General features: G+C 65.9%; 21 protein-coding genes and 1 rRNA gene. 16 read left to right on the plus strand and 6 right to left on the minus strand.

What is annotated here, in order from left to right; translation table 11 throughout:
• Window positions 1-300: 300 nt before the first annotated feature.
• Window positions 301-415 (plus strand): 5S ribosomal RNA (gene rrf / locus HFK18_RS20315).
• Between the two features lie 384 nt (window positions 416-799).
• Here rrf and HFK18_RS20320 read toward each other — a convergent pair.
• Together HFK18_RS20320 and HFK18_RS20325 are read right to left on the minus strand one after the other, a co-directional pair.
• Window positions 800-2,524, minus strand: coding sequence for a M28 family metallopeptidase (locus HFK18_RS20320; protein ID WP_180167633.1), 1,725 nt, complete (start codon window positions 2,522-2,524; stop codon window positions 800-802).
• A gap of 77 nt (window positions 2,525-2,601) precedes the next feature.
• Window positions 2,602-3,264 carry a hypothetical protein gene (locus tag HFK18_RS20325; protein ID WP_180167634.1) on the minus strand — a complete coding sequence of 221 codons (663 nt, stop codon included), beginning with the start codon at window positions 3,262-3,264 and terminating at the stop codon, window positions 2,602-2,604.
• A 169-nt stretch (window positions 3,265-3,433) separates the two neighbouring features.
• Here HFK18_RS20325 and HFK18_RS20330 point away from each other — a divergent pair, with 169 nt between their 5' ends.
• Complete coding sequence (locus HFK18_RS20330; protein ID WP_257216365.1) at window positions 3,434-4,666, plus strand: peptidoglycan DD-metalloendopeptidase family protein; 1,233 nt, start codon at window positions 3,434-3,436, stop codon at window positions 4,664-4,666.
• 107 nt (window positions 4,667-4,773) lie between these two features.
• Window positions 4,774-6,243 carry a S41 family peptidase gene (locus tag HFK18_RS20335; RefSeq protein WP_180167636.1) on the plus strand — a complete coding sequence of 490 codons (1,470 nt, stop codon included), beginning with the start codon at window positions 4,774-4,776 and terminating at the stop codon, window positions 6,241-6,243.
• A gap of 86 nt (window positions 6,244-6,329) precedes the next feature.
• On the opposite strand, the gene HFK18_RS20340 is transcribed toward HFK18_RS20335, so the two are convergent.
• The gene (locus HFK18_RS20340; RefSeq protein WP_025878304.1) at window positions 6,330-7,022 is read right to left on the minus strand and encodes a rhomboid family intramembrane serine protease; all 693 of its coding nucleotides are present in this window, start codon (window positions 7,020-7,022) and stop codon (window positions 6,330-6,332) included.
• 226 nt (window positions 7,023-7,248) lie between these two features.
• Here HFK18_RS20340 and HFK18_RS20345 point away from each other — a divergent pair, with 226 nt between their 5' ends.
• From HFK18_RS20345 to HFK18_RS20355, 3 genes are all read left to right on the plus strand, one after another.
• Window positions 7,249-8,676: an outer membrane protein transport protein gene (locus HFK18_RS20345; RefSeq protein ID WP_180167637.1), complete on the plus strand. Its 1,428-nt coding sequence runs from the start codon at window positions 7,249-7,251 to the stop codon at window positions 8,674-8,676.
• Between the two features lie 138 nt (window positions 8,677-8,814).
• Window positions 8,815-9,414 (plus strand): nicotinamide riboside transporter PnuC, encoded by a 600-nt coding sequence (gene pnuC, locus HFK18_RS20350; protein ID WP_180167796.1) that lies wholly within the window; start codon window positions 8,815-8,817, stop codon window positions 9,412-9,414.
• Window positions 9,401-10,468, plus strand: coding sequence for an AAA family ATPase (locus tag HFK18_RS20355; RefSeq protein WP_180167638.1), 1,068 nt, complete (start codon window positions 9,401-9,403; stop codon window positions 10,466-10,468). The genes pnuC and HFK18_RS20355 overlap by 14 nt, the downstream gene beginning before the upstream one ends.
• Before the next feature lie 89 nt (window positions 10,469-10,557).
• On the opposite strand, the gene putA is transcribed toward HFK18_RS20355, so the two are convergent.
• A complete protein-coding gene (putA, locus tag HFK18_RS20360) occupies window positions 10,558-13,776 on the minus strand; it encodes a bifunctional proline dehydrogenase/L-glutamate gamma-semialdehyde dehydrogenase PutA (protein WP_180167639.1) in 3,219 nt (1,072 codons plus the stop codon).
• 273 nt (window positions 13,777-14,049) lie between these two features.
• Between putA and HFK18_RS20365 the strand changes: the two genes are divergently transcribed.
• The 6 genes from HFK18_RS20365 to HFK18_RS20390 all read left to right on the plus strand — a co-directional run bounded on the left by HFK18_RS20365 (window position 14,050) and on the right by HFK18_RS20390 (window position 18,867).
• Window positions 14,050-14,526 (plus strand): DUF2244 domain-containing protein, encoded by a 477-nt coding sequence (locus HFK18_RS20365; protein ID WP_100554535.1) that lies wholly within the window; start codon window positions 14,050-14,052, stop codon window positions 14,524-14,526.
• 11 nt (window positions 14,527-14,537) lie between these two features.
• Window positions 14,538-15,494 carry a cytochrome c oxidase subunit II gene (gene coxB, locus HFK18_RS20370; RefSeq protein ID WP_180167640.1) on the plus strand — a complete coding sequence of 319 codons (957 nt, stop codon included), beginning with the start codon at window positions 14,538-14,540 and terminating at the stop codon, window positions 15,492-15,494.
• Between the two features lie 61 nt (window positions 15,495-15,555).
• Window positions 15,556-17,163 carry a cytochrome c oxidase subunit I gene (ctaD, locus tag HFK18_RS20375; RefSeq protein ID WP_025878294.1) on the plus strand — a complete coding sequence of 536 codons (1,608 nt, stop codon included), beginning with the start codon at window positions 15,556-15,558 and terminating at the stop codon, window positions 17,161-17,163.
• A gap of 8 nt (window positions 17,164-17,171) precedes the next feature.
• Entirely contained in the window at window positions 17,172-17,390 is a 219-nt protein-coding gene (locus HFK18_RS20380; protein WP_089238217.1) for a hypothetical protein, read from the plus strand.
• Entirely contained in the window at window positions 17,387-17,977 is a 591-nt protein-coding gene (locus tag HFK18_RS20385) for a cytochrome c oxidase assembly protein (RefSeq protein WP_100461555.1), read from the plus strand. Before HFK18_RS20380 ends, HFK18_RS20385 begins: the two co-directional genes overlap by 4 nt.
• 14 nt (window positions 17,978-17,991) lie before the next feature.
• Window positions 17,992-18,867 (plus strand): cytochrome c oxidase subunit 3, encoded by an 876-nt coding sequence (locus tag HFK18_RS20390; protein WP_049468562.1) that lies wholly within the window; start codon window positions 17,992-17,994, stop codon window positions 18,865-18,867.
• A 53-nt stretch (window positions 18,868-18,920) separates the two neighbouring features.
• Here HFK18_RS20390 and HFK18_RS20395 read toward each other — a convergent pair whose 3' ends face one another.
• Window positions 18,921-19,139, minus strand: a complete 219-nt coding sequence (locus tag HFK18_RS20395) for a twin transmembrane helix small protein (protein WP_089238223.1) — start codon at window positions 19,137-19,139, stop codon at window positions 18,921-18,923.
• Window positions 19,140-19,196: 57 nt separating this feature from the next.
• Between HFK18_RS20395 and HFK18_RS20400 the strand changes: the two genes are divergently transcribed.
• Genes HFK18_RS20400 through cyoE form a run of 4 tightly spaced genes read left to right on the plus strand, consistent with a single transcriptional unit; the run spans window position 19,197 to window position 22,605 of the window.
• Window positions 19,197-19,913 (plus strand): SURF1 family protein, encoded by a 717-nt coding sequence (locus HFK18_RS20400; protein ID WP_180167641.1) that lies wholly within the window; start codon window positions 19,197-19,199, stop codon window positions 19,911-19,913.
• A gap of 50 nt (window positions 19,914-19,963) precedes the next feature.
• Window positions 19,964-20,533, plus strand: coding sequence for a hypothetical protein (locus HFK18_RS20405; protein WP_089238227.1), 570 nt, complete (start codon window positions 19,964-19,966; stop codon window positions 20,531-20,533).
• A 10-nt stretch (window positions 20,534-20,543) separates the two neighbouring features.
• Window positions 20,544-21,707, plus strand: coding sequence for a COX15/CtaA family protein (locus HFK18_RS20410; protein WP_100461549.1), 1,164 nt, complete (start codon window positions 20,544-20,546; stop codon window positions 21,705-21,707).
• A 4-nt stretch (window positions 21,708-21,711) separates the two neighbouring features.
• Window positions 21,712-22,605 (plus strand): heme o synthase, encoded by an 894-nt coding sequence (gene cyoE, locus HFK18_RS20415; protein ID WP_099821342.1) that lies wholly within the window; start codon window positions 21,712-21,714, stop codon window positions 22,603-22,605.
• Window positions 22,606-22,962: 357 nt separating this feature from the next.
• Here the strand turns inward: cyoE and HFK18_RS20420 are convergent, their stop codons facing one another.
• Complete coding sequence (locus HFK18_RS20420; protein ID WP_180167642.1) at window positions 22,963-23,934, minus strand: bile acid:sodium symporter family protein; 972 nt, start codon at window positions 23,932-23,934, stop codon at window positions 22,963-22,965.
• Window positions 23,935-23,955: the final 21 nt, after the last annotated feature.

Below are 23,955 nucleotides of genomic sequence, written 5' to 3' on the forward strand. Positions count from 1 at the left end.
GTCACAAGACCAAACGAGAGGCAGGCGCTCAGGCGCGTCTCTTTGCAATGCAGGCATCATCATGCCCGCCCCCTGCAAAGACGCGACGTCCGAAGCGACACTCCAACCGCCTCCCTGGTGAAATTAGCGCTATGGAACCACCCGATCCCATNNGGTCATCGCCAGGGTTTATACCCAAAAACCCCGCTGCTCACGCAGCGGGGTTTTTCTTTATTAAGTGAAGGCTCTGCTTTTTCGAGTTCCTTCCGCCCCAAGGGCAAGTACGCGAGCTGGCGCTGCAAGCGCTGCTGCAACCGTCTCCCTGGTGAAATTAGCGCTATGGAACCACCCGATCCCATCCCGAACTCGGAAGTGAAACGTAGCTGCGCCGATGGTAGTGTGGCCTAAGCCATGCGAGAGTAGGTCATCGCCAGGGTTTACATCCAAAACCCCGCTGCTCACGCAGCGGGGTTTTTCTTTGCGCGCGAGAAACCAAGGGTAGGGCCGGCCGCTAGCCGGCAGATGCGTGGATGCGCCCGCCTCGTACGGCGCTGCCAACCAAGGTTGGCAACTACCAACGGCGGGGCTGGATGCGCCCTCCACACACGCACAAAAGCAGCGGGGTTTTTCTTCAGGCGCAGGAAATACCCGGTAGTGCCGGTCGCTAGCCGGCAGATGCTCGGATGCGCCCGCCTCGTACTGCGCTGCCAACCAAGGTTGGCAACTACCAACGGCGGGGCTGGATGTGCCCTCCACACACGCACAAAAAAGCGGCGCCCTTGCGGGCACCGCTTCGATTGCTTCACTGCCCGGCCGGATGTTACTTCGTCGTGGCCGGTGCCTTGGCCTTCATCATCGTGTCGCGTGCAGCCTTGAACGGATTGCCTTCGTACCAGTTCGGCCAACGATCGCCGCCGGCCAGTTCCTTGCCGACGCCGTACATCAGCTGCAGGTCCTCGACCGTGCCATCCAGCTTCCAGGTCGCCGCGTCATACTCGTCCTTCGGGCCGTGGTAGCGGTTGGAACCGTAGTCGGCGGCCGCCTTGCGGCCCGCCTCGACGCCACCGTCTCGAAGGTCCTCACCGCCGTCGGCATACAGCGCCGGCACACCCGCCTTGGCGAAGTTGAAGTGATCCGAACGGAAGTAGAAGCCGCTCTGCACCGAGGTCTCGCCGTGCAGGGTGCGATCCTGCGCTGCAGCCAGCGGCTTGAGGATGTCTTCCAGCTCCGAACTGCCGAAGCCGGTCACCGTCACGTCCTTGGCACGACCGGCCACCGACATCGCATCGATGTTGATGACACCGGCGATCTTGTCCAGCGGGAAGGTCGGGTGGGCGACGTAGTACTTCGAACCCAGCAGGCCGGATTCTTCCAGGGTCACCGCCAGGAACACAACCGAGCGTTCCGGCTTCGGCTCCTGGTGGGCCATGGCTTCGGCCACCTCAAGGATGCCGGCCACGCCGGTCGCGTTGTCGACGGCACCGTTGTAGATGTTGTCGCCCTGTTCGCCCTCGTGCTTGCCGAGGTGGTCCCAGTGCGCCATGTACAGCACGGCCTCATCGGCGCGCTTGCTGCCAGGCAGCACACCCACCACGTTGCGCGACTGCTTCTGCGCGACCTTGCTCTTCAGGTCCACCGACGCGGTTGCCTTCAGCGGGACCGGCTTGAAGCCGCGCTTGCTCGCGTCCTTGTAAGCCTGGTCCAGATCCAGCCCGGCGCCGGCGAACAGCGCCCTGGCGGCGTCGGCGCTCAACCAGCCCTGCACCGGCAGGCGCGGTTCGGCGTCGTCCTTGGCCGGCAGGTCGTACTGCGGGCCCGCCCATGAGTTCTTCACCACGTCCCAGCCGTAGGAAGCGCCCGCGGTGTCATGCACGATCAGTGCGGCGGCGGCACCCTTGCGCGCGGCTTCCTCGAACTTGTAGGTCCAGCGGCCGTAGTAGGTCATGCGCTTGCCGTCGAACAGCTTTTCATCATCGACATGGAAGCCCGGGTCGTTGACGAACATCACCACCGTCTTGCCCTTCCAGTCCTGGCCGGCGTAATCGTTCCACTTCTGCTCCGGTGCATCCACGCCGTAGCCGACGAAGACGAGGTCACTGGCATCGACCTTCACTTCTGTCTGGCCGGTACGGGTGCCCACCACCATGTCGGTGCCGAACTTCAGTTCGGTGGTTTTGCCGCCCTGGTTGAGCGTGAGCACGGTCGATTCATCAGCCGTGGTCTCGGTCATCGGCACGTCCTGGAACCAGCTGTCGCCGTTGCCGGGCTGCAGGCCGATGCGCTGCATCTGGTCGCGGATGTAGTTGACCGTCAGTTCTTCACCCTTGCTGCCGGGCGAGCGACCTTCGAACTCGTCTGAGGCCAGGGTCTTCACCATCTCGGCAAAGTCGGCGGCGTTGATCGCGGCTGAGAACGTGTGCGGGGCCGGCTTGGCGGTGCTGTCGGCGCTGGGCGCCGGCGCCGGCGCCGGCGCCGGGGCATCTTCGCCTTTGCAGGCGCTGAGCGCGGCCGCAGCGGCCAGGCACAGGAGGAGTTTGCGGGGCATCATCGGTTCCTGGAAACACAAGGGACGGCCGCGCAGCAGGCGCGACCGGTATCGGCAGTATCGCCCAAGCCGCAGGCTCAGTCGGCCGGGGCGGTATCGGTATCGAAGGGGATCGGATCGGCGCCGGTGACCGCGCCGATGCGTGCACTGCGGTGGACATACAGCACCACTTCGCGCTCGAACAGCAGGCTGCCGCTGACCACTGCATTGGGGCCGATGATGACCCGCGGCTTGCGACTGGCCGTCAGCGAAACGCTGAAGTTCGGCTTGCGCACATGCACACCGCCGCCGACCTGCGAGCCGATGCCGATGGTGATGTCGCCGTTGACGGTCTCCACGTCCTTGCGCACCCGGCTTCCGACCAGGCCGATGCCACCGTTGACGGTTTCCACGCCGCCCTCGATCTGGCTGCCCTGGTCGCTGAAGATGCTGCCGTTGACCGTGCTGACATCGCCGTGGGCCGTCACTTCGCGGCCCATGCGGATGCCGCCGTTGACGGTCTCGATGCTGCCGGTGCGGGCCCGATCGGCGACCTTGACGCCGCCGTTGACGGTGTCGATGCTGCCGGTTTCCACGCCTTCGCCGACACGGATGCCACCATTGACGGTGTCCAGCTTGCCGTAGCGCTGGCCCGGATCGGCGCTGATGCTGCCGTTGACCTTGCTGACGTCCGCCTGGGCCCAGGCCGGGCCACTGGCCAGCGCAATGCCCAACAGCAGCGGAATGGAGAGAGCTTTCATGGGAACCTCGTTGTTGTGCGGCTGGCAGGCCGCGTGCGGAGATGTCACCATTCCCTGCACGTCTCCGCATCTGCCTGAAGTCACTGGAAAGCCCTTGCGCAACAACGTCTTCCCCTCACGCCGGCATCACATCGCCACCCTGCGCGGTGGACGTTGCCTGTTGCTGGGAATGGCGCTTGCCCTGGCGCTGCCATTGCCGGGCGCAGCGCAGACCGCTTCGACCCGCGAGGCCGAGCGCAAGCTGCAGAAGCTGCGCAGCGAGCTGAAGGGCGTGGCGCAGGAGCGCCGGCAGATCGAGGGCCAGCGCGGACAGGCGTCGCAGCAGCTGCGCGAGGCCGATGAAAAAGTCGCGCGCAGTGGTCGCACCTTGGCCCAGACCGAGGCGGCGCTGCGTGAGCAGACCCAGGCGCTGGCCCAGGCCGAACAGCGGCGCAATGCATTGCAGTCCAATCTGGCCAAACAGAATCGCGAACTGGCGGGCCTGTTGCGCGCCGCCTACCAGTTGGGCAACCACGCGCCGTTGAAGCTGCTGCTTTCACAGGACACGGTGGCCGACGCCAACCGTGCGTTGGCCTATCACCGCTACCTGCAGCGCGAACGTGCGCAGCGCATCACTACACTGACGGCCGACTTGAAGGAGCTGGAGACACTGCAGACGCAGATCGCCCAGCGTCAACAGCAGCTGCAGGGCGTTCATCGCGACCAGAAGCAGCAGGTCGCCACGCTCGCGTCGGACCGTCGCGAACGCGCGCAGACCGTGGCTTCGCTGGAAGAACGTTTCAAGGACAAGCGCGAGAAGGAACAGGCACTGGGCCAGGATGCCAAGGCGCTGGAAACCCTGCTGGCCAACCTGCGCGCTGCCGCGGCCCGTGCCGAAGCCGAGCGCCGTGCCGCCGCCCGCAAGGCTGCCGCCGAAAAAGCCGCCGCCGAGCGCGCGGCCCGACAGGCGGCCGCAGCTGGCCGCCCGCCGCCGCCGCCGACCAAGGTTCCCCCGGCGGTCGCCTCGGCGCCAGCGCCGAAGGTCGGTGGCCTGGGTTGGCCACTGTCGGGCAATCTGCTGGCCCGCTATGGCGGCAAGCTGCCGGACGGCCGCACCAGCAGCGGCGTGTTGATCGGCGCACCTGCCGGAAGCACCGTCACCGCTGTGGCCGACGGCACCGTGGTGTTCTCCGATTGGATGACCGGCTACGGCATGATCCTGATCGTCGACCATGGCAATGGCTACATGAGCCTGTACGCCCACAACGACACCCTGCTGAAGGATGCCGGCGCGCGCGTCAGCCGCGGCGATGCGGTGGCCAAGGTCGGCAACTCTGGCGGCCAGGGCGTGACGGCGCTGTACTTCGAGCTGCGCCGTGGTGGGCAACCGGTCAATCCGGACAGCTGGCTGCAGCGGCGCTGAATTCCGGCTGGCCGCACGAGGCCGGATTCAACGGGAATTTAGCCACGCTTCGCGCATAATCGGTGCATGTGCCTTGGGCACGATGCCATCGTCGACAGGAGTGATCCATGCGCGCAGCCCGTACCGCCACCCTCTTGCTGGCTCTGTTGCCGGCCCTGTCCTGGGCCCAGCAGACCGCCCCCATCCCGTTGAAGGAAACTCCCGGGAAGGCGGCGAGCAGCGAGGAGGCGGTGACCTCGAAGGTGCCGCTGGACGATATCCGGCGTTTCGTCGCCGTCTACAACGCGGTCCGCGCGGCCTATGTCGATCCGGTCGATGACAACAAGCTGATGCAGTCAGCTGTACGCGGCTTGCTGCTCGACCTCGATCCGCACAGCACCTACTTCAACAAGGAAGACGCGGAAGCGTTCGACGAGCAGGCCAACGGTGCCTACGAAGGCATCGGCGTGGAGCTGCAGCAGCAGCCGGACAACGCCAGCATGAAGGTGATCTCGCCGATCGACGACACCCCGGCAGCCAAGGCCGGCATCCTCGCCGGTGACCTGATCATCGCCATCGATGGCAAGCCGATCAGCGCGATCGATGCCAGCGAACCGCTGCGTGGTCCGGCCGGCAGCAAGGTGGTGCTGACCATCGTCCGCGACGGCAAGCCCAAGCCGTTCGACGTCAGCCTGACCCGGCAGACCATCCGCGTGACCAGCGTGCGCAGTCGCCTGCTGGAACCGGGCTATGGCTACATCCGCCTGAGCACGTTCCAGGCTGACACCGGCTCTGATTTCCAGAAGCACCTGCAGCAGCTGCAGAAGCAGTCCGGCGGCAACCTCAAGGGGCTGGTGCTGGATCTGCGCAGTAATCCGGGTGGTCTGCTGACCGCGGCCGTGCAGGTAGCCGATGACCTGCTCGACAAGGGCAACATCGTCAGCACCCGTGGCCGCATCAGCATCAGCGATGCACGCTTCGACGCCACTCCGGGCGACCTGCTGAAGGGGGCGCCGGTGGTGGTGCTGGTGGATGCCGGTTCGGCCAGTGCATCGGAAGTGCTGGCCGGTGCGCTGCGCGACAACAAGCGCGCGCGCGTGATCGGCAGCCGCACCTTCGGCAAGGGCTCGGTGCAGACCGTGCTGCCGCTGGACAACGGCGATTCGGTGAAGCTGACCACGGCACGCTATTACACGCCCAGCGGCAAATCGATCCAGGCCACCGGCATCGTGCCGGAAGTGGAACTGAAGGCCGCACCGCGTCCGGAAGACGAGGCATTGCCGGCCAGCCTGAGTGACTACAGCGAAGCAACCCTGCCGGGCCACCTGCGCGGTGACGAGGAAGGCACCGAGGGCTACCACGCAGGCGCCGTGCTGCCGGGCGATGGTCCGATCAACGATGCGCTGGCCGAGCTGAAGAACCCGGGTTCGGTGGCGGCGCGCTTGAAGGCAGAAGCCGCGAAGGCCGACGCGGACAAGGCAGCGAAGGCCGCCGCCAAGCCGGCGCCGAAGGCGGAGCCCAAGGCGGAAGCAAAGCCCGAAGCGAAGCCCGAAGCGAAGCCCGAAGCGAAGCCTGCAGAGATCCCGGCCAAGCCTTGATTCTGTAGCCTCGAGCCATGCTCGACTGATGTCCGAACACCGCCCGGGCATGCCCCGGGCGTTTCGCAGAACGCGGCAAGCGGACGCTAGAACCCGTGCCGCTTGCGCAGGCGCCGTGCGATCGCCGCACGCACGTACATGCCGTACACCACGCCGAACACGAAGCCGCCGATGTGCGCCCACCAGGCGACCATGCCGAAGGTCGGGCCGATGTAGGCGAACACCACCTGCAGCGCCGCCCATACGCCGATCAGCAGATAGGCCGGGGCGCGCACGAATTCGAGGAACAGCCCCAGCGGAATCACCACGCCCAGGCGCGCACCGGGGAACAGCGCCAGATAGGCGCCGATCAATGCCGACACCGCACCACTGGCGCCGATGATGATCTGGTCCGGGCTGCCCATGGTGTAGATGGCGACCAGGTTCGAGATCGCACCGCCCACCAGGAACAGCAGCAGCAGCCGCCACGGGCCCAGCACCCGCTCGGCCGGCAGGCCGAAGATCAGCAGGAACACCAGGTTGCCCAGCAGGTGCGACCAGTCGGCGTGCAGGAACAGGGCGGTGAACAGGCGCAGCACGCTGCCGTCCTGCAGGGTCGCCCACCAGTCCAGCGGGTGGGTCAGGCCGGTGGACAGGGCGCCCCAGTCCAGCCACAGGCTTCCGCGGGCATCGTCCGGGCGCGAGATCGACCACAGGAATGCCAACCACAGTGCCGCAAACAGCACGGGTGTAGCCCAACGCAGGGTCGCCTTCTTGCGCGAGGGGAGGGAGACAAACATGGCACTAGCCTAGCGTGCGGGCACTTTTGGCGGGGAGGGAGCCTGTTCAGCTTTTGCGACGAAGAAAGCCCCGGCGCTGTTATTGTTTCATTAACGGCTCTGGGTAATACTCGCATACGGCGTCGTATGTCGGGAGGGGAATCCGGCGCGCTTCGAAGGGCCATCCGGCCTGACGGGCGCAGGCGCACTCAGAGCACCATCACCGCTTTCCGGAGAGAGAACTACGATGCAAACTGCTTCCACCATTGCCCGCCTGACCCTGCTGGCCGTCGGCGTTGCCGGTGCGCTGGCCGCCGCCGATGCCAACGCCGCCGCCTTCCAGCTGAAGGAAAACAGCGCCAAGGGCCTGGGCCGCGCCTTCGCTGGTTCCACCTCGACCGAAGGCGACGCCTCGGTCATCGCCACCAACCCGGCCTCCATGCGCCTGCTCGACGGCACCGTGGTGCAGGGCGATGTCAGCGCCATCAGCTTCGGCGCCAAGTTCCGCGGCGAAGGCCGCTACGGTAACGGCGCGCCGATTTCCGGCGGCAACGGCGGCGACGCCGGCATGATCGCTCCGGTTCCGGCAGCTTACTTCCACGTCCCGTTCGGCGAAAACAACAACATGCATTTCGGCGTGTCGCTGACCGTGCCGTTCGGCTTCAAGACCGAATACGACCGTGACTGGGTCGGCCGCTACAACGGCGTCAAGACCGAGCTGCAGGCCGTCGACCTGGGTGCTGCGTTCTCCTATGACGTCAACCCGTACCTGTCGTTTGGTGCGTCGGTGTTCGCCGAGCGCCTGAATGTCGACCTGACCAGCGCCGTCGATACCGGCACCGCCATCAATGCAACTGCCCAGCGCACCGCTGCTGCGCGCGTGCTGGCTGCCGGTGGCACCCAGGCCCAGGCCGCTGCCGCTTCGCAGGCCGCTGCCCGCCAGGCCGCACAGCTCGGCTTCTCGCCGGGTACCGCCGATGGCTACCTGCGCATCAAGGGCGATGAGGTGTCGATCGGCTACACCCTCGGCATGACCGTCACCCCGGTGGAAGGCACCAACATCGCCTTCAGCTACCGCTCGGAAGTCGAGCACAAGATCAACGACGGCAAGGCCGACTTCACCATCCCGCAGAATGCTGCTGCCTTCCTGGCCACCGCTGCCCCGGGCACCTTCATCGACAGCAACGGCCGTGCCACCATCACCCTGCCGGCCAGCGCCACCGTCGGCTTCACCCATCGCGTGAACGACCAGTGGCAGATCATGGCCGAAGTCACGCGCACTGCGTGGAGCAAGTTCGACCAGGTCGTCGTCGATTACGACTCCAACCAGCCGGACAGCGTGCTGCCGTTCCACTACCGCGACACCACCTTCGCGTCGATCGGTACCGATTTCCGCGTCAACGACAAGCTGACCCTGCGTGGCGGCCTGGCGTACGACCAGACCCCGACCACCGACGCCCACCGCGACGTGCGCGTGCCGGACACCACCCGCAAGTGGCTGTCGCTGGGTATGACCTACGCCGCTTCGGACAAGATGGAATACAGCGTGGGCTACACCCACCTGTTCACCAAGGATCCGAACGTCAACTCGACCTCGGCAACGGCCAACACCGTTACCGGCAAGTACAAGGTCACCGGCGACGTGCTGGCTGCGTCGATGCAGTACAAGTTCTGATTCGGGCAATCGCCTGAAGCAGTACGAAGGAGGCCCCGCGCAAGCGGGGCTTCTTTTTATCCGGGGATCCGCATCCATGCATGGCGTGGATCTACCGGGCCGACGACGCATGGCATGGATCTACGCGACAATAACGCGATGAACCTGTCCGACCCGAACTTCCAGCTGGAGCTGGCTGCCAACATCGCCGTTGCCGGCTCGATCCTGCTGGCCGGTCGCAACAACGTGCATACGTGGTGGCTGGGCATCGTCGGCTGTGCGCTGTTCGCCGCCGTGTTCGAGCGCCCGCATCTGTACGCGGACATGGTGCTGCAGTTCTTCTTCGTGGTCATCAGCGTGTTCGGCTGGTGGCAGTGGCTGCGTGGCGACCATGGTGCGCCGCTGCCCATCACCCGCTTGCCAGCACGCGCGTGGAGCTGGCTGCTGCCGTTGGCGGTGCTGGCGACCTTCGGTTACGGCTGGATGCTGACCCGCCTGACCAATGCCTATGCGCCGTACATCGATTCGGCGGTGCTGGTGCTGAGCGTGATCGCGCAGATCCTGATGATGCGGCGCAAGCTGGAATCATGGTGGGTATGGCTGCTGGTCAACACCGTCGCGGTGCCGCTGTACTACAGCCGTGGATTGCACCTGACCTCGATCCTGTACATCGGCTTCTGGATCAACGCACTGGTGGCGCTGCGTCACTGGCGGCACCTGATGCGGGATGAGGCCAGGGCGGCCGATGTTGTTGCCTGAGCACGCTGCGCGGGGCCTGGTGGTCGGCAAGTTCTGCCCGCTGCACCTTGGCCACGAGCGCCTGATCGAATTCGCTTCTACACGCTGCGCGCAGCTGCTGGTGATCGGCTGGTCGCAACCGGGCTTTGCCGGCTACAGCGCAGAGCGCCGCGAACGCTGGCTGCGCGTGCGCTTTCCGCAGGCCACCATCGTGGTACTTGATGATGCGCGTCTGGCGGCGATGTGCGAGCAGCAGGGGGTGCCGGTACGCGAGCTGCCGCAGGACAAGGACGACGAGCAGGTGCAGCGCGCGTTTACCGCATGGCTGTGCATGACGCTGTTCGGTGGACCGGTGCAGGCGGTGTTTACCGGTGAGGACTATGGTGACGGCTTCGCGCAGGCGCTGGCTGCGCACTTCGGCGCACCGGTACGCCATGAGCGCCTGGAGCGCACCCTGGATATCGGGCAGGCCTGCGGGACCCAGTTGCGCGCCGATCCGCATGTGCACCGGCACAGCCTGTCAGCTGATGTGTATGCGGCCTACGTGCAGCGCGTGGCCTTCATTGGTGGCGAGTCCAGCGGAAAGACCACACTCGCACAGGTGCTGGCCGAATGCCTGGGCACGGCATGGGTGCCGGAGTTCGGACGTACGTTGTGGGAGCAGCAGGGCGGTGAGCTGCAGGCGCAGGATCTGCTGCGCATCGCTGCGACCCAGCCGCAGCACGAGGATCGCGCCGCGCAGCACGCGCATCGTTGGCTGTTCTGCGACACCACGCCATTGGTGACGCTGGGCTACAGCGGCTGGATGTTCGGCACAGCGCCCGAACCGCTGCAGCGGGCCGCAGCGCGTGCGTACGACCTGCTGTTCCTGTGTGCGCCGGATATCCCGTTCGAGCAGGATGGGACGCGGGTGGGGCAGGAATTCCGCATGCAGCAGCACGCGTGGTATCTGCAGCAGCTGCAGGCGCGTGGGGTCGACTACGTGTTGCTGGAAGGCGATCTGGAAACGCGTATCGCGCGCGTGCAGGTGGAGCTGGCAAAGCGTGCGGACAACCGGTTCAGCGTGGCGGCGTGATCGTCGCCGGGCATGGCCCGGCGCTACCGGCAATGTACAAAAAAACCCCGCTTTCGCGGGGTTTTTCGTTCACTGCATGACGCCTGGAATCAGTCGCCCAGGGTCAGCAGCGAGGCGTTGCCGCCGGCGGCGGTGGTGTTCACCGTCACCGTCTTCTCGGTGGCGAAGCGCAGCAGGTAGTGCGGGCCGCCGGCCTTGGGGCCGGTGCCGGACAGGCCCTGGCCGCCGAACGGCTGCACGCCGACCACCGCACCGATCTGGTTGCGGTTGACGTAGACGTTGCCGACGTGGACGCCGTTGCTGATGCGGTCGACGGTCTCGTCGATGCGCGAATGCACGCCCAGGGTGAGGCCGTAGCCGGTGGCGTTGATCTGATCGATCACGGCATCGAGCTGGTCGCCCTTCCAGCGGATCACGTGCAGGACCGGCCCGAAGATCTCCTTCTGCAGCTGGCCCAGGTCCTTCAGCTCATATGCACGCGGTGCGAAGAAGGTGCCATTGGCGGCTTCGGCGGACAGTTCGGCAGCCGCGATCAGGCGCGCTTCGCGGTCCATGCGCACGGCGTGGTCCTGCAGGATCTGCAGTGCGTCGGCATCGATCACCGGGCCGACGTCGGTGGACAGCAGGCCCGGATTGCCGACCTTCAGTTCCTTCATCGCGCCGGCCAGCATGGTCATCACCTTGTCGGCGATGTCGTCCTGCACGAACAGCACGCGCGCGGCCGAGCAGCGCTGGCCGGCGGAGGTGAAGGCCGAACCGATCGCGTCCTTGACCAGCTGTTCCGGCAGCGCCGAGGAGTCGGCGATGAAGGCGTTCTGGCCACCAGTCTCGGCGATCAGCACGCCGATGGCGGCGTCACGTGCAGCCATCGCGCGGTTGATCGCGCGGGCGGTGTCGGTGGAGCCGGTGAAGGCCACGCCGGCCACGCGCGGGTCGGCAGTCAGCGCAGCACCGACGGTGGCGCCGTCGCCCGGCAGGTACTGCACCACGTCGGCCGGCACGCCGGCATCGTGCAGCAGCTTCACCGCGTAATAGCCGATCAGGTTGGTCTGCTCGGCTGGCTTGGCGATCACGCTGTTGCCGGCGGCCAGTGCCGCAGCCACCTGGCCCAGGAAGATCGCCAGCGGGAAGTTCCACGGGCTGATGCAGACGAAGACGCCGCGGCCATGCAGCTGCAGTTCGTTGGATTCACCGGTCGGGCTCGGCAGCTTCTCGGCGTGGCTGAACTGCTCGCGCGCCTGCTTGGCGTAGTAGCGCAGGAAGTCCACCGCTTCGCGCACTTCGGCGATGCCGTCGGGCAGGCTCTTGCCGGCTTCCTTCACGCACAGCGCCATGAATTCGGGCATGCGCGCTTCCAGCTGGTCGGCGGCGTGCTCGAGGATGGCGGCGCGGCTGGCGGCCGGAGTACGGTTCCAGGCCGGCTGCGCGGCCACGGCGTTGGCCAGCGCCTTCTGCACGGTGGCGGCATCGGCGGCCTGCCACTGGCCGACCACTTCACGGGTGTCGGCCGGGTTGGTCACCGGCAGCGATGCGCCGGTCGGGTTCGCGCCCGGCACCAGCGGTGCGGCCTGCCAGGGCTTCACTGCAGCGTTGAGCTGCTCGGCCAGGGCGCGCAGTTCGTTGTCGTTGGCGAGATTGGCGCCCATGGAGTTCTTCCTGTCGTGGTTCTGGCTGCGCAGCAGGTCAACCGGCAGCGGGATCTTGGGATGCGGAATCGATTCGAACGAGGACACCATCTCGACCGGATCACGGACCAGGTCGGCGATCGGCACGCGCTCGTCGGTGATGCGGTTGACGAAGCTGGAGTTGGCGCCGTTTTCCAGCAAGCGGCGTACCAGGTACGGCAGCAGGTCTTCATGCGAGCCAACCGGGGCGTACACGCGGCAGGGCAGGCCAAGGCGGTCGGCCGGCACTACTTCGGCGTACAGGTCGTCGCCCATGCCGTGCAGCTTCTGGTGCTCGTAGACGCCGCCGTTGGCGATGCTGCGCACCGCGGCGATGGTGTGCGCATTGTGCGTGGCGAACATCGGGTAGATCGCGTCGGCATGGTTGAACAGGCGCTTGGCACACGCCAGGTAGGACACGTCGGTGTTCTGCTTGCGGGTGAACACCGGGTAGCCGGCATAGCCTTCGATCTGCGCGCGCTTGATCTCGGCGTCCCAGTAGGCACCCTTGACCAGGCGTACCTGCAGACGACGACCTGCGCGGCGCGCCATGTCGGCCAGATGATCGATCGTGTACGGGGTGCGCTTCTGGTAGGCCTGAACGACCACGCCGAAGCCATCCCAGCCGGCAAGCGAGGCATCGCCGAATACCTGCTCGATGATGTCCAGCGACAGTTCCAGGCGATCGGACTCTTCGGCGTCGACGGTACAGCCGATGCCGTAGCTCTTGGCCAGCTGCGCCAGTTCCAGTACGCCGGGCACCAGGTCCTTCAGCACGCGAGCGCGCTTGGCGTGCTCGTAGCGCGGGTACAACGCCGACAGTTTGATCGAGATGCCCGGTGCGTTGTTGACGTCGCCATCGGCACGGCCGCCACGCGCCTTGTGGTCACCACCGATGGCGTGGATCGCACGACGGTAGTCTTCCAGGTAGCGCAGGGCATCCTTCATGGTCAGCGCGCCTTCGCCGAGCATGTCGAACGAGTAGCGGTAGCTGGCGCTGTCGCCCTTGTGCGAGCGTGCCAGCGCTTCGCTGATGGTGCGGCCCATGACGAACTGGTGGCCCATGATCTTCATCGCCTGGCGCACGGCCAGACGGACCACCGGCTCACCGACGCGGCCGACCAGGCGCTTGAACGCGCTGGGCGCATCGGCGCGGGTGGCGTCATTCATCTGCACCAGCTTGCCGGTCAGCATCAGGCCCCAGGTGGAGGCGTTGACCAGCACCGAGTCGCTGCCGCCCAGGTGTTTTTCCCAGTCGGCATCGGCCAGCTTGTCGCGGATCAGCTTGTCGGCGGTCTCCTGGTCTGGAATGCGCAGCAGCGCTTCGGCCACGCACATCAGCAGCACGCCTTCCTCGCTGCCCAGGTCGTACTGGCGCATGAAGGCTTCGATCGCACCCTGGTCCTTGGCGCGCACACGCACGCGGGCGACCAGGTCGGCGGCCAGCGCCTGCACCTTGGCCTGCTCGTCGGCCGGCAGGCGTGCCTGCTCCAGCAGTTCGCGCACATGGCTGGCCTCGTCCTTCAGCCAGGCATCGGTGATGGCCTGGCGGAACGGGTTGGGGGACGCCGGCAGTTCCGGCGACAGCAGCGCCGAGGGACGCGGAGCGTCGCTGGCGGCAATGGGAGAGGAAGGTGCGTTCATGCCGGTCCGGCCAGTGGAAAACTTGGCGATTTTAATCATTTTTTCGACTTCAGGAAGGCCCGCGCAGCCACCTTCATGAATGCTGATAGCCCCTAGCGGTGGTGGATTCAGCGTGTTCAGCAAAGTCGGGTCGTTTTGTGCCGAATTCGTCATTCGTGCTGTTGGGGTCATGCTGTGTTGCAGCATCGGAAAAAGTGTGAATGCACCCTTGCTACCGGCGAGAGGGCAGGGCTACCATCAAGACGTTTCCCGCGGCAGGAACGCGGTTGCGACATGATCGAGGTGCTTACAGCTCCGGATGGGTCAGGTACGCAGCTGCGACTGCGTCCCCCACGGGCGCTCGATGCCCGGCAGTTCGTCCTGTTGTTTGCTGTGTTGTCGGGAGTGATGTGGCTGGTGTCCGCCTTCGGGTGGGTGGCCGGCAACGCATTCGCCCCCCTGTTCGCGCTGCTGTACAGCCTGTTGCTGGCAGCTGCGTTGCGCGCGTTGTGGCGCAGCGGTGAACGGCAGGAGGAGATCCGGGTAGTGCCGGCGTACGTGGAGGTCATCCCCGTGCCCGGTGGATTGCCGGTGTTCCGGGCTCATCCGCATTGGGTGCGCCTGCTCACCGACGACCAGAGGGTCCGGCTGGCATCCAGCGGCCGGCAGGTGGAGGTGGGGAGTTTTCTCGCGCCGGCCGAACGTCAAACGCTTGTTGAAACGCTTGAAGATTTGCTCGCCGCCAGCGATGGCGGCAACCGACGACGCTAAGGGTCTAGGCAATGAAGCAAAGCAGAGGGTGGGGCACGAAGTGCGTTGCAATGGCCGCCGCGATGGGGGCCCTGCTGTCGATGCCGGGGACGGCGCTGGCCCAGGCGGCCGATCCAAAGCCGTGGCAGTTGAACATGGGCAAGGGGGTGACCCAGACCTCGCGCCTGGCCTGGGAATCGAACAACCTCTCGTTGATCGTCTGTACGGTGATCGGCGTGATCGTGTTCGGCGCCATGGCCTACGCGATGTTCAAGTTCCGCAAGTCCAAGGGCGCGGTCGCCGCCACCTTCAGCCACAACACCAAGGCCGAGGTCATCTGGACGGTGATCCCGGTGATCATCCTGGTGGTGATGGCGTGGCCGGCCACGGCCAACCTGATCAAGATGTACGACACCCGCGATGCCGAGATGACGGTCAAGGTCACCGGCTACCAGTGGATGTGGAAGTACGAGTACCTGGGCGAGAACGTGACCTTCACCAGCCGCCTGGACCGTGAGTCCGACCGCATGCGGCAGAGTGGCAAGGTACCGACCCGCGAGAGCCATCCGCACTACCTGCTGGATGTCGACAACCGGCTGGTACTGCCGGTGGACACCAAGGTGCGTTTCGTCATCACTTCCGACGATGTGATCCACGCCTGGTGGGTGCCGGCGCTGGGCTGGAAGCAGGACGCGATTCCCGGCTTCATCAACGAAGCCTGGACCAGCATCGAGCAGCCAGGTGTCTACCGCGGCCAGTGCGCGGAGCTGTGCGGCAAGGACCATGGCTTCATGCCGATCGTGGTCGAGGCGGTGTCCAAGGAAGAGTTCAAGCAGTGGCTGGCGCAGCGCAAACCGGCGCCTGCACCCGCGACGCCTGCCGCGCCCGCCGAACCCACCGCGCCTGCCAGTGAATCGCCGGCGCAGCCGGCAGCACCGGCCGCCGCCGAGGCCGGCAACGCGCCTGCCGCGGCGGCCAGCGGAGCCTGATGTAACTGTCCGCGGCCGTGTCGCGGCCGCGGCGACAACCGATCCTGAGAGGTGTTTTGCAATGGCGCACTCGGCAGTTGGGCACGACGATCACCATCACCCGCAGAGCTTCTTCGAGCGTTGGTTCTTCTCGACCAACCACAAGGACATCGGCACGCTGTACCTGGGTTTCAGCTTCATCATGTTCGTCATTGGCGCGTTCATGAGCGTGCTGATCCGGCTGGAACTGGCCCAGCCCGGCATCCAGTACATCCGTCCAGAAATCTTCAACCAGCTGACCACCGTGCACGCGCTGGTGATGATCTTCGGCGGCGTGATGCCGGCCTTCGTCGGCCTGGCCAACTGGATGATCCCGCTGCAGATCGGCGCGCCGGACATGGCGCTGCCGCGCATGAACAACTGGTCGTTCTGGCTGTTGCCGGTGGCCTTCAGCCTGCTGCTGCTGACCTTCCTGCTGCCCGGTGGTGCGCCGGCCGGTGGCTGGACGCTGTATCCGCCGCTGTCGCTGCAGGGCGGCTACAACGTCGCGTTCACCGTGTTCGCCATCCACGTGGCCGGCATCAGTTCGATCATGGGTGCGATCAACATCATCGCCACGGTGCTGAACATGCGCGCGCCCGGTATCGACCTGCTGAAGATGCCGATCTTCTGCTGGGCCTGGCTGATCACTGCGTTCCTGCTGATCGCGGTGATGCCGGTGCTGGCTGGTGCGGTGACGATGCTGCTGACCGACAAGTTCTTCGGTACCAGCTTCTTCAATGCGGCCGGTGGTGGCGACCCGGTGATGTTCCAGCACATCTTCTGGTTCTTCGGCCATCCCGAGGTCTACATCATGATCCTGCCCGCCTTCGGCGTGGTCAGCGAGATCATCCCGACCTTCAGCCGCAAGCCGCTGTTCGGTTACCAGGCGATGGTCTACGCCACCGCGGCGATCGCGTTCCTGTCGTTCATCGTCTGGGCCCACCACATGTTCACCGTGGGCATGCCGCTGGGTGGCGAGATCTACTTCATGTTCGCCACCATGCTGATCTCGATCCCGACCGGGGTGAAGGTGTTCAACTGGGTCAGCACGATGTGGCGCGGGTCGCTCACCTTCGAAGCCCCCATGCTGTGGTCGGTGGCGTTCGTCATCCTGTTCACCATCGGCGGATTTTCCGGCCTGATGCTGGCGATCGTGGCCGCCGACTTCCAGTATCACGACACCTATTTCGTGGTTGCCCACTTCCACTACGTGTTGGTGACCGGCGCGGTGTTCGCGCTGATCGCGGCGGTGTACTACTGGTGGCCGAAGTGGACCGGGCGCATGTACAGCGAGAAGTGGGCCAAGGTGCACTTCTGGTGGTCGATCGTGTTCGTCAATCTGCTGTTCTTCCCGCAGCATTTCCTGGGCCTGGCCGGCATGCCGCGGCGCATCCCCGATTACTCGGTGGCGTTCGCCGACTGGAACCTGATCAGCTCGATCGGTGCGTTCGGCATGTTCGCCACACCGTTCATGATGGCTGCGATCCTGCTGTCCTCGCTGCGCAATGGCGAGAAGGCCGAGGCGCGTTCCTGGGAAGGCGCGCGTGGCCTGGAGTGGACGCTGCCGTCGCCGGCACCGGCGCATACCTTCACCACGCCGCCGACCATCCGCCCGGGTGACCTGGCCCACGACGATATCGGTCATTGAGGTGGTGCATGCATAACGAGAGCCCGCTCCAGAGCTGTAGAGTCGAGCCATGCTCGACTGACGAAAAGCGGCCGAGCATGGCTCGGCTCTACAACCGCGAAGGCGAAGCCCAGAGCGCCGGCATCGAGCAGCAGCGCCAGCGCGCCAAGCGCACCGCGCTGTGGGTGGGCGCGATCGCCGTGCTGGTCTACGTCGGCTTCATCCTCAGCGGCGTGATCGGTCGATGAGCGAAACGCCGGCCACCGCTCCGTCACGCAGCGCCGGCCTGCCGCGCCTGATCGGCGTTGCGGTGGTGGTGTTCCTGCTGACGTTCTCGCTGGTGCCGCTGTATCGCATCGCCTGCGAGAAGGTGTTCGGCGTGCGCCTGGAACGTGGCCCGGGCAGCGAAGCCAGTACCGGTGCCGCCAGTGGCAAGCGCACCGTGAGGGTGGAATTCGATGGTGGCGTCAATTCGCGGCTGCCATGGTCGTTCCATCCCGAGCAGCTGACCATGGATGTGGTGCCTGGCGAGCTCAACGAGGCGCTGTACTTCGCCCGCAACGACAGCCAGCAGGCCGTGGTCGGCAGCGCGGTGCCTTCGGTGGCACCGGCACGCGCGTCGGGTTTCTTCAGCAAGACCGAATGCTTCTGCTTCACTGCGCAGACCCTGCAGGCCGGCGAGAAGCGCGACATGCCGGTGCGCTTCATCGTCGATCCGGACCTGCCGCCGGAAATCCGGACGATCACCTTGTCCTACACCTTCTACCGCAACGATGCGTTGTCCGATCGGCTGGCTCCGGCCGCCACGTCGGAAGGCGCCCACGCTGCTCCCTGACCCGGATACCGACCATGGCCCAGACACCTACCGACGCCAACGTGTACTTCGTCCCGGCCCAGAGCAAATGGCCGTTCGTCGGTTCCATCGCGATGATGGTGACCATGGTCGGCGTGGCCAGCTGGCTCAATGACGCCAGCTGGGGCCGCTGGACCTTCTACATCGGTGTGGCGATGCTGGTGCTGACCCTGTTCTGGTGGTTCAGCGACGTGGTGCGCGAGTCGCAGGCCGGCAACTACAACCGGCAGGTGGACGGTTCGTTCCGGATGGGGATGGTCTGGTTCATCTTCTCCGAAGTGATGTTCTTCGGTGCCTTCTTCGGTGCGCTGTTCTACACCCGCCACCTCGGCCTGTCGTGGTTGAGCGGTGAAGGGCGCGGGGTGATGACCAACGAACTGCTGTGGCAGGGCTACTCGGCCGGCTGGCCGACCAACGGCCCGGCAGCAATCGGTGGCGCGTTCCAGACGATCCCGGCCTGGGGCCTGCCGCTGATCAATACGCTGATCCTGCTGACCTCGGGCGTGACCCTGACCATCGCCCATCATGCGCTGAAGGCGGGCAACCGCCGCCAGCTGCTGATCTGGCTGGGCCTGACGGTATTGCTGGGTCTCGGCTTCCTGACCCTGCAGGCGGAGGAGTACATCCACGCCTACAAGGAACTGAACCTGACGCTCGGCTCGGGTATCTACGGGTCGACCTTCTTCATGCTGACCGGCTTCCACGGCGCACACGTACTGCTGGGCACGATCATGCTGATCGTGATGTGGCTGCGGTCGGCAAAGGGACACTTCACCCGCGACAACCATTTCGCTTTCGAAGCGGCTGCGTGGTACTGGCACTTCGTCGACGTGGTGTGGCTGATGCTGTTCCTGTTCGTCTACGTGCTTTGACCGCGCAGGCGTCGGCAGCCCCAGCCGCCGGCGCTGCCTGGTCTGACGTGGGGTCAGCTGCCGATGCCGTGCGGTTTGATCCAGCCCATGTAGATGCACACGATCACCAGTACGATCAACGCCACCGACACTCCGATGCGGCGGGTCAGTGCATTGACCGTGCGCTTGGTCTGGCCGCGGTCCACCAGCAGGTAATACAGGCCGGCGCCCAGATTCCAGACGATGACGATCAGAAACGCGATTACCAGCAGGGTCTTCAGCGAATCACTCATGCGCGGCTCGAGGGCAGGGTGGATGTGCCTATCTGACCGCGTTTGCGCGGACTTGTCATGATGCGCCAGCACACGCGCCTGATTGGATGGCTGATGGCGCTGCTGGCAATGGCCGGATTCACCGCGCTTGGCCTGTGGCAGCTGCAGCGGATGCATGCCAAACAGGCGTTGCTGGATGCGCAGGCCCCGGCCGTGGCGCAGGCGATGCCATTGGCACAGGCGCTGGCGGCGCAGGGCGCGCTGCATGGCGTGGCCGATCACGGTCGCTTCCTGCCGGGCGTGGTGCTGCTCGACAACCAGACCCGCCACGGCCGCGCCGGAGTGAAGATCTATCGTCCGTTCCGCAGCGACGCGGGCAGCGTGTTGCTGGTGGACCTGGGTTGGCGCGCGCTGCCGCCCGACCGCACGTTGCCGGTGGTGCCCGCACCGCCGTCGCCGGTGGACGTACGTGGCCTGTTGGCACCGCCCCCTTCGGCCGGCTTGGCGCTGGGACCGGCGTTTACCACCACCGATGTTGCAGGGCGCTGGCTGGCCAGTCGCCTTCCCGCCGATGGCCTGGCCGCTGCACTGGGCCTGCCGTCGTTGCCCGAGCGTGTGCTGCGGCTGGATCCGGCGTTGCCGTTCGGCGATGAGCGCGATCTCGACCTGCTGCCGAACACGCTGCCGCCGCAGCGCCACCTGGGTTACGCCGTGCAGTGGTTCGGGCTGGCGCTGACCGTGCTGGTGGTAGCGCTGGTACTGGAATGGCGCAGGCGGCGGCCCGTTGCCCGGTAGTACCGGCCGCTGGCCGGCATCCCTTTCCCAACCATGAGAAAATGCCCCGCATGAACACTGCTACCTCCCCGCAGGCGCGCGGCAATGGCCGCCGGACCCTGGTGCTGCTGTTCGCCGTTTTCTTCGGGGCGATGGCGCTGGCCGCCATCCTGCGTTTCTCGGGTTGGCAGCCGACTGCGCATCGCAACAGTGGTCAATTGCTGAAGCCGCCGGTGGATCTGCGCCAACAACCGCCGACGCTGGCCAATGGCGCGGCCTACCCCTGGAACCCCGACGCGCGCACCTGGCGCCTGCTGGTGGCACCGGCCGGTGCCTGCGACGCGCAGTGCGTCACTTTGTCGCAGGGACTGGGCAAGGTGTGGCAGCTGTTCGGCCATAACGCCGATAATGTCGAGATCCTGTGGCTGGGAACGCCACCGGCGTCGATCGCCTCGCTGCCCGCGCTGCGGCCGCTGGCCCCGTCGCCAGCCCTGCGCGCGGCGCTGCCCGGCGTCGATGATCCGGCGGGTCTGCCGGTCTACGTGATCGATCCGAACGGCTTCGTGATCATGCGTCATGCCCCCGGGAGCGATCTCGGAGGCCTGCGCAAGGACATGGCCACGTTGCTGAAACTGAAGTGAGTCCCGTTTGATGAGCCTTTCCGCGCGTCCGGCGCTGCACCGCAATTTCCACCGCCTGGCGTGGTTCGCCATGATCATGACCGCGAGCACGATCATGTTCGGCGCCTTCGTGCGCCTGTCCGATGCCGGCCTGAGCTGCCCGGACTGGCCGACCTGCTATGGGCAGGCGACCTGGCCGCAGCACGTGGAAGAGACCATCGGGCATCCGGCGGCGGAGATCCGTCCGCTGGAAACGCACAAAGCCTGGCGTGAGCAGGTGCACCGCTTCCTGGCCGGCGCGCTCGGCATCGAGATCCTGACCCTGGCACTGTTGGCCACGCGCAAGCGGCGATTCGGCAGCACGGCCGTGGTCACCGCCTGCGTGCTGGTGGCTGCGGGCATACCGCTGTACATGATGGGCTGGCATGGAACCGCCAGCGCGCTGGCACTGATCGGCGAGGCCATCCTGCTGATCGCGGCACTGCGCTGGAGCAACATCGACCTGGCGCGCGCTGCGCTGCTGACGCTGGCGGTGGTGATCTTCCAGGCCCTGCTGGGCATGTGGACGGTGACCCTGCTGCTCAAGCCGATCGTGGTGATGGGCCATCTGCTGGGCGGCATGCTGATGTTCGGCCTGCTGGTGTGGATGGCCTGGCGGGCCACGCACATGCCGATCACCCTGGCCGAGGCGCCGAAGCTGAAGTGGCTGCTGCGCATCGGTGTGGCGGTGCTGGTCACCCAGATCGCGCTCGGCGGCTGGGTCAGTGCCAACTACGCGGCACTGGCGTGCGGCGGCGGCAGCGCCTCGCTGGACAACTTCCCGCGTTGCGCCAACCAGTGGTGGCCGCAGCACAACTTCGCCGAGGGCTTCACCCTGTGGCGTGGCATTGGCGTGGACTACGAAGGCGGCGTGCTCGACGGTGCCTCGCGCATCGCCATCCAGATGGCCCATCGCCTGTTCGCGATTGTCGTTGCCGTTTACATGCTGTGGCTGGGCCTGCGCCTGTTCCGGCTGCCGAGCATGCGTGGCTGGGCCTCGGCCCTGGTCGCGCTGCTGGTGCTGCAGGTCACTCTCGGCATCCTCAATGTGAAGCTTGCACTGCCGCTGGAAGTGGCAGTGGCGCACAACGGCGTTGCCGTTGCCCTGTTGTTTGTATTGGTCAGCCTGCTGGCCCGCCTGCGTGCCCCGGACTGATTCCATGTTTTCCAACTATCGCCAGTACTGGGACCTGACCAAACCCAAGGTCGTCGCCCTCATCGTCTTCACCGCTTTGGTCGGCATGGTCCTGGCCATTCCGGGTGTGCCCAGCTGGGAGCAGGTGCGTGCCGGCCTGCTCGGCTTCCTTGGCATCTGGCTTGCCGCCTCTGCAGCTGCAGCCATCAACCAGCTGCTGGATGCGCACATCGATGCGCAGATGGCGCGTACCTCGTGGCGACCGCTGGTGGTGGGCAAGGTCAAGCCATGGCAGGTGCTGGTATTCGCCGGCGTGCTGATCGTGCTGTCGATGGCGATCCTGGTGCTGTGGGTGAACTGGATCACCGCGGTGCTGACCTTCGCTTCGCTGATCGGCTATGCGGTGATCTACACCGTCTACCTGAAGCGTGCGACCTCACAGAACATCGTCATTGGTGGTCTGGCCGGCGCGATGCCGCCGATGCTGGGGTGGGCGGCGGTGACCGGCATGCAGGGCTCGTCGGACTGGGCGTACTCGTCGCTGCTGGTGTTGATCATCTTCATCTGGACGCCGCCGCACTTCTGGGCACTGGCGATCTTCCGTCGCGAGGACTACGCCAAGGCGGAAATCCCGATGCTGCCGGTCACCCATGGCGTGGTGCACACGCGCAAGCAGATCATGGCGTACTCGGTGGTGCTGGCACTGGTCTGCCTGCTGCCTTATCTGGTCGGCATGAGCGGCGCGTTCTATCTGGGCGGCGCGATCGTGCTCAACGCCGTGTTCCTCTGGTACGCCTGGCGCATGCTGAACCCGCCGGATGAACTGTTCTCGATGAAGATGTTCAGCTACTCCATCGTCTACCTGATGGCGCTGTTTGCCTTCCTGCTGGTGGACCACTGGATCCTGCCCTGGTTGTGATGGGCTGAGGCATCCACGCATGGCGTGGATCTACCCGGGCATCAGCCGAGCATGGGCTCGGCTCTACAGTAGATCCGCGCTATGCGTGGATGATTTCCCGCAGCAGCCCGCACGTTCAGTAGATCCACGCCGTGCGTGGATGTTTTTCCCGCAGCAGCCCGCGCGTTCAGTGGATCCACGCCATGCGTGGATGATTTCCCGCAGCAGCCGGCACGTTCAGTAGATCCACGCCATGCGTGGATGATTTCCCGCAGCATCCCGCACGTTCAGTAGATCCACGCCGTGCGTGGATGATTTCCCACAGCAGTCCGCGCGTTCAGTGGATCCACGCCATGCGTGGATGATTTCGCGGTTGGGTCAGGGCGCGCGCTTGGCGTAGCGCTGGGCGATCACGCCGCAGACGATCAGCTGGATCTGGTGGTAGATCATCACCGGCAGCACGATCGCGCCGAGGCTGCCGCCAGCGAACAGCACCTTGGCGATCGGCACGCCGGTGGCCAGGCTCTTCTTCGAGCCGCAGAACACGATGGCGATCTCGTCTTCGCGGTTGAAGCGCAGGCGGCGGGCGATGAAGGTGATCAGCGGCATGGCGATGCCGAGCAGTACCGCGGCCACGACAGCCACCGCGAACAGCGAGAGCAGGGGCGTCTTGCTCCACAACCCCTCGGTAACTGCTTCGCCGAACGCCGAGTACACCACCAGCAGGATGGTGGCCTGGTCGGTGTAGCGCAGCAGCGCGCGCTGCTTTTCCACCCAGCCGGCGATCCATGGCCGCAGCAGGTGGCCGGCCACGAACGGCACCAGCAACTGAAGCATGATGCCGCCGATGGCATGCAGCGGGTCATGCACGCCGCCGGAGGTACCGGCCAGTGCGGTCAGCAGCAGGGGCGTCAGGAACACACCGAGGATGCTCGACAGCGAGGCACTGCACACCGCCGCTGGCACGTTGCCGCGCGCCATCGAGGTGAACGCGATGGACGACTGCACGGTGGACGGCAGGGTGCACAGGAACAGCGCGCCCAGGTACAGCTCAGGCGTCAGCAGCCAGCCCGACAGCGGCTTGAACAACAGCCCCAGCAGCGGGAACAGGATGAAGGTGCAGGCGAGGATCGTCAGGTGCAGGCGCCAGTGCAGCATGCCGCCGATGATCGACTCGCGCGGCAGGCGCGCGCCGTGCAGGAAGAACAGCGCGGCGATGGCGACGGTGGTGACATCGTCGAGCACCAGGGCGGCGGCGCCTTTCATCGGCAGCAGCGAGGCCAGGCCGACGGTGCACAGCAGGGCGAGGGTGAAGTTGTCCGGTCGCAGGCGCGACCACCAGCGGGTCATGGTGGATAGACTCCTTGGTGC

It is taken from the genome of Stenotrophomonas sp. SbOxS2, from assembly GCF_013416715.1.
Classification (GTDB): domain Bacteria; phylum Pseudomonadota; class Gammaproteobacteria; order Xanthomonadales; family Xanthomonadaceae; genus Stenotrophomonas; species Stenotrophomonas lactitubi.

What these genes read in the sequence shown, in the direction of transcription:
- HFK18_RS20320 (WP_180167633.1), bottom strand. Translation starts at nt 2,524, where the DNA reads ATGCCCCGCAAACTCCTCCTGTGCCTGGCCGCTGCGGCCGCGCTCAGC.
- HFK18_RS20325 (WP_180167634.1), bottom strand. Translation starts at nt 3,264, where the DNA reads ATGAAAGCTCTCTCCATTCCGCTGCTGTTGGGCATTGCGCTGGCCAGT.
- HFK18_RS20330 (WP_257216365.1), top strand. Translation starts at nt 3,434, where the DNA reads ATGGCGCTTGCCCTGGCGCTGCCATTGCCGGGCGCAGCGCAGACCGCT.
- HFK18_RS20335 (WP_180167636.1), top strand. Translation starts at nt 4,774, where the DNA reads ATGCGCGCAGCCCGTACCGCCACCCTCTTGCTGGCTCTGTTGCCGGCC.
- HFK18_RS20340 (WP_025878304.1), bottom strand. Translation starts at nt 7,022, where the DNA reads ATGTTTGTCTCCCTCCCCTCGCGCAAGAAGGCGACCCTGCGTTGGGCT.
- HFK18_RS20345 (WP_180167637.1), top strand. Translation starts at nt 7,249, where the DNA reads ATGCAAACTGCTTCCACCATTGCCCGCCTGACCCTGCTGGCCGTCGGC.
- pnuC (WP_180167796.1), top strand. Translation starts at nt 8,815, where the DNA reads ATGAACCTGTCCGACCCGAACTTCCAGCTGGAGCTGGCTGCCAACATC.
- HFK18_RS20355 (WP_180167638.1), top strand. Translation starts at nt 9,401, where the DNA reads ATGTTGTTGCCTGAGCACGCTGCGCGGGGCCTGGTGGTCGGCAAGTTC.
- putA (WP_180167639.1), bottom strand. Translation starts at nt 13,776, where the DNA reads ATGAACGCACCTTCCTCTCCCATTGCCGCCAGCGACGCTCCGCGTCCC.
- HFK18_RS20365 (WP_100554535.1), top strand. Translation starts at nt 14,050, where the DNA reads ATGATCGAGGTGCTTACAGCTCCGGATGGGTCAGGTACGCAGCTGCGA.
- coxB (WP_180167640.1), top strand. Translation starts at nt 14,538, where the DNA reads ATGAAGCAAAGCAGAGGGTGGGGCACGAAGTGCGTTGCAATGGCCGCC.
- ctaD (WP_025878294.1), top strand. Translation starts at nt 15,556, where the DNA reads ATGGCGCACTCGGCAGTTGGGCACGACGATCACCATCACCCGCAGAGC.
- HFK18_RS20380 (WP_089238217.1), top strand. Translation starts at nt 17,172, where the DNA reads ATGCATAACGAGAGCCCGCTCCAGAGCTGTAGAGTCGAGCCATGCTCG.
- HFK18_RS20385 (WP_100461555.1), top strand. Translation starts at nt 17,387, where the DNA reads ATGAGCGAAACGCCGGCCACCGCTCCGTCACGCAGCGCCGGCCTGCCG.
- HFK18_RS20390 (WP_049468562.1), top strand. Translation starts at nt 17,992, where the DNA reads ATGGCCCAGACACCTACCGACGCCAACGTGTACTTCGTCCCGGCCCAG.
- HFK18_RS20395 (WP_089238223.1), bottom strand. Translation starts at nt 19,139, where the DNA reads ATGAGTGATTCGCTGAAGACCCTGCTGGTAATCGCGTTTCTGATCGTC.
- HFK18_RS20400 (WP_180167641.1), top strand. Translation starts at nt 19,197, where the DNA reads ATGATGCGCCAGCACACGCGCCTGATTGGATGGCTGATGGCGCTGCTG.
- HFK18_RS20405 (WP_089238227.1), top strand. Translation starts at nt 19,964, where the DNA reads ATGAACACTGCTACCTCCCCGCAGGCGCGCGGCAATGGCCGCCGGACC.
- HFK18_RS20410 (WP_100461549.1), top strand. Translation starts at nt 20,544, where the DNA reads ATGAGCCTTTCCGCGCGTCCGGCGCTGCACCGCAATTTCCACCGCCTG.
- cyoE (WP_099821342.1), top strand. Translation starts at nt 21,712, where the DNA reads ATGTTTTCCAACTATCGCCAGTACTGGGACCTGACCAAACCCAAGGTC.
- HFK18_RS20420 (WP_180167642.1), bottom strand. Translation starts at nt 23,934, where the DNA reads ATGACCCGCTGGTGGTCGCGCCTGCGACCGGACAACTTCACCCTCGCC.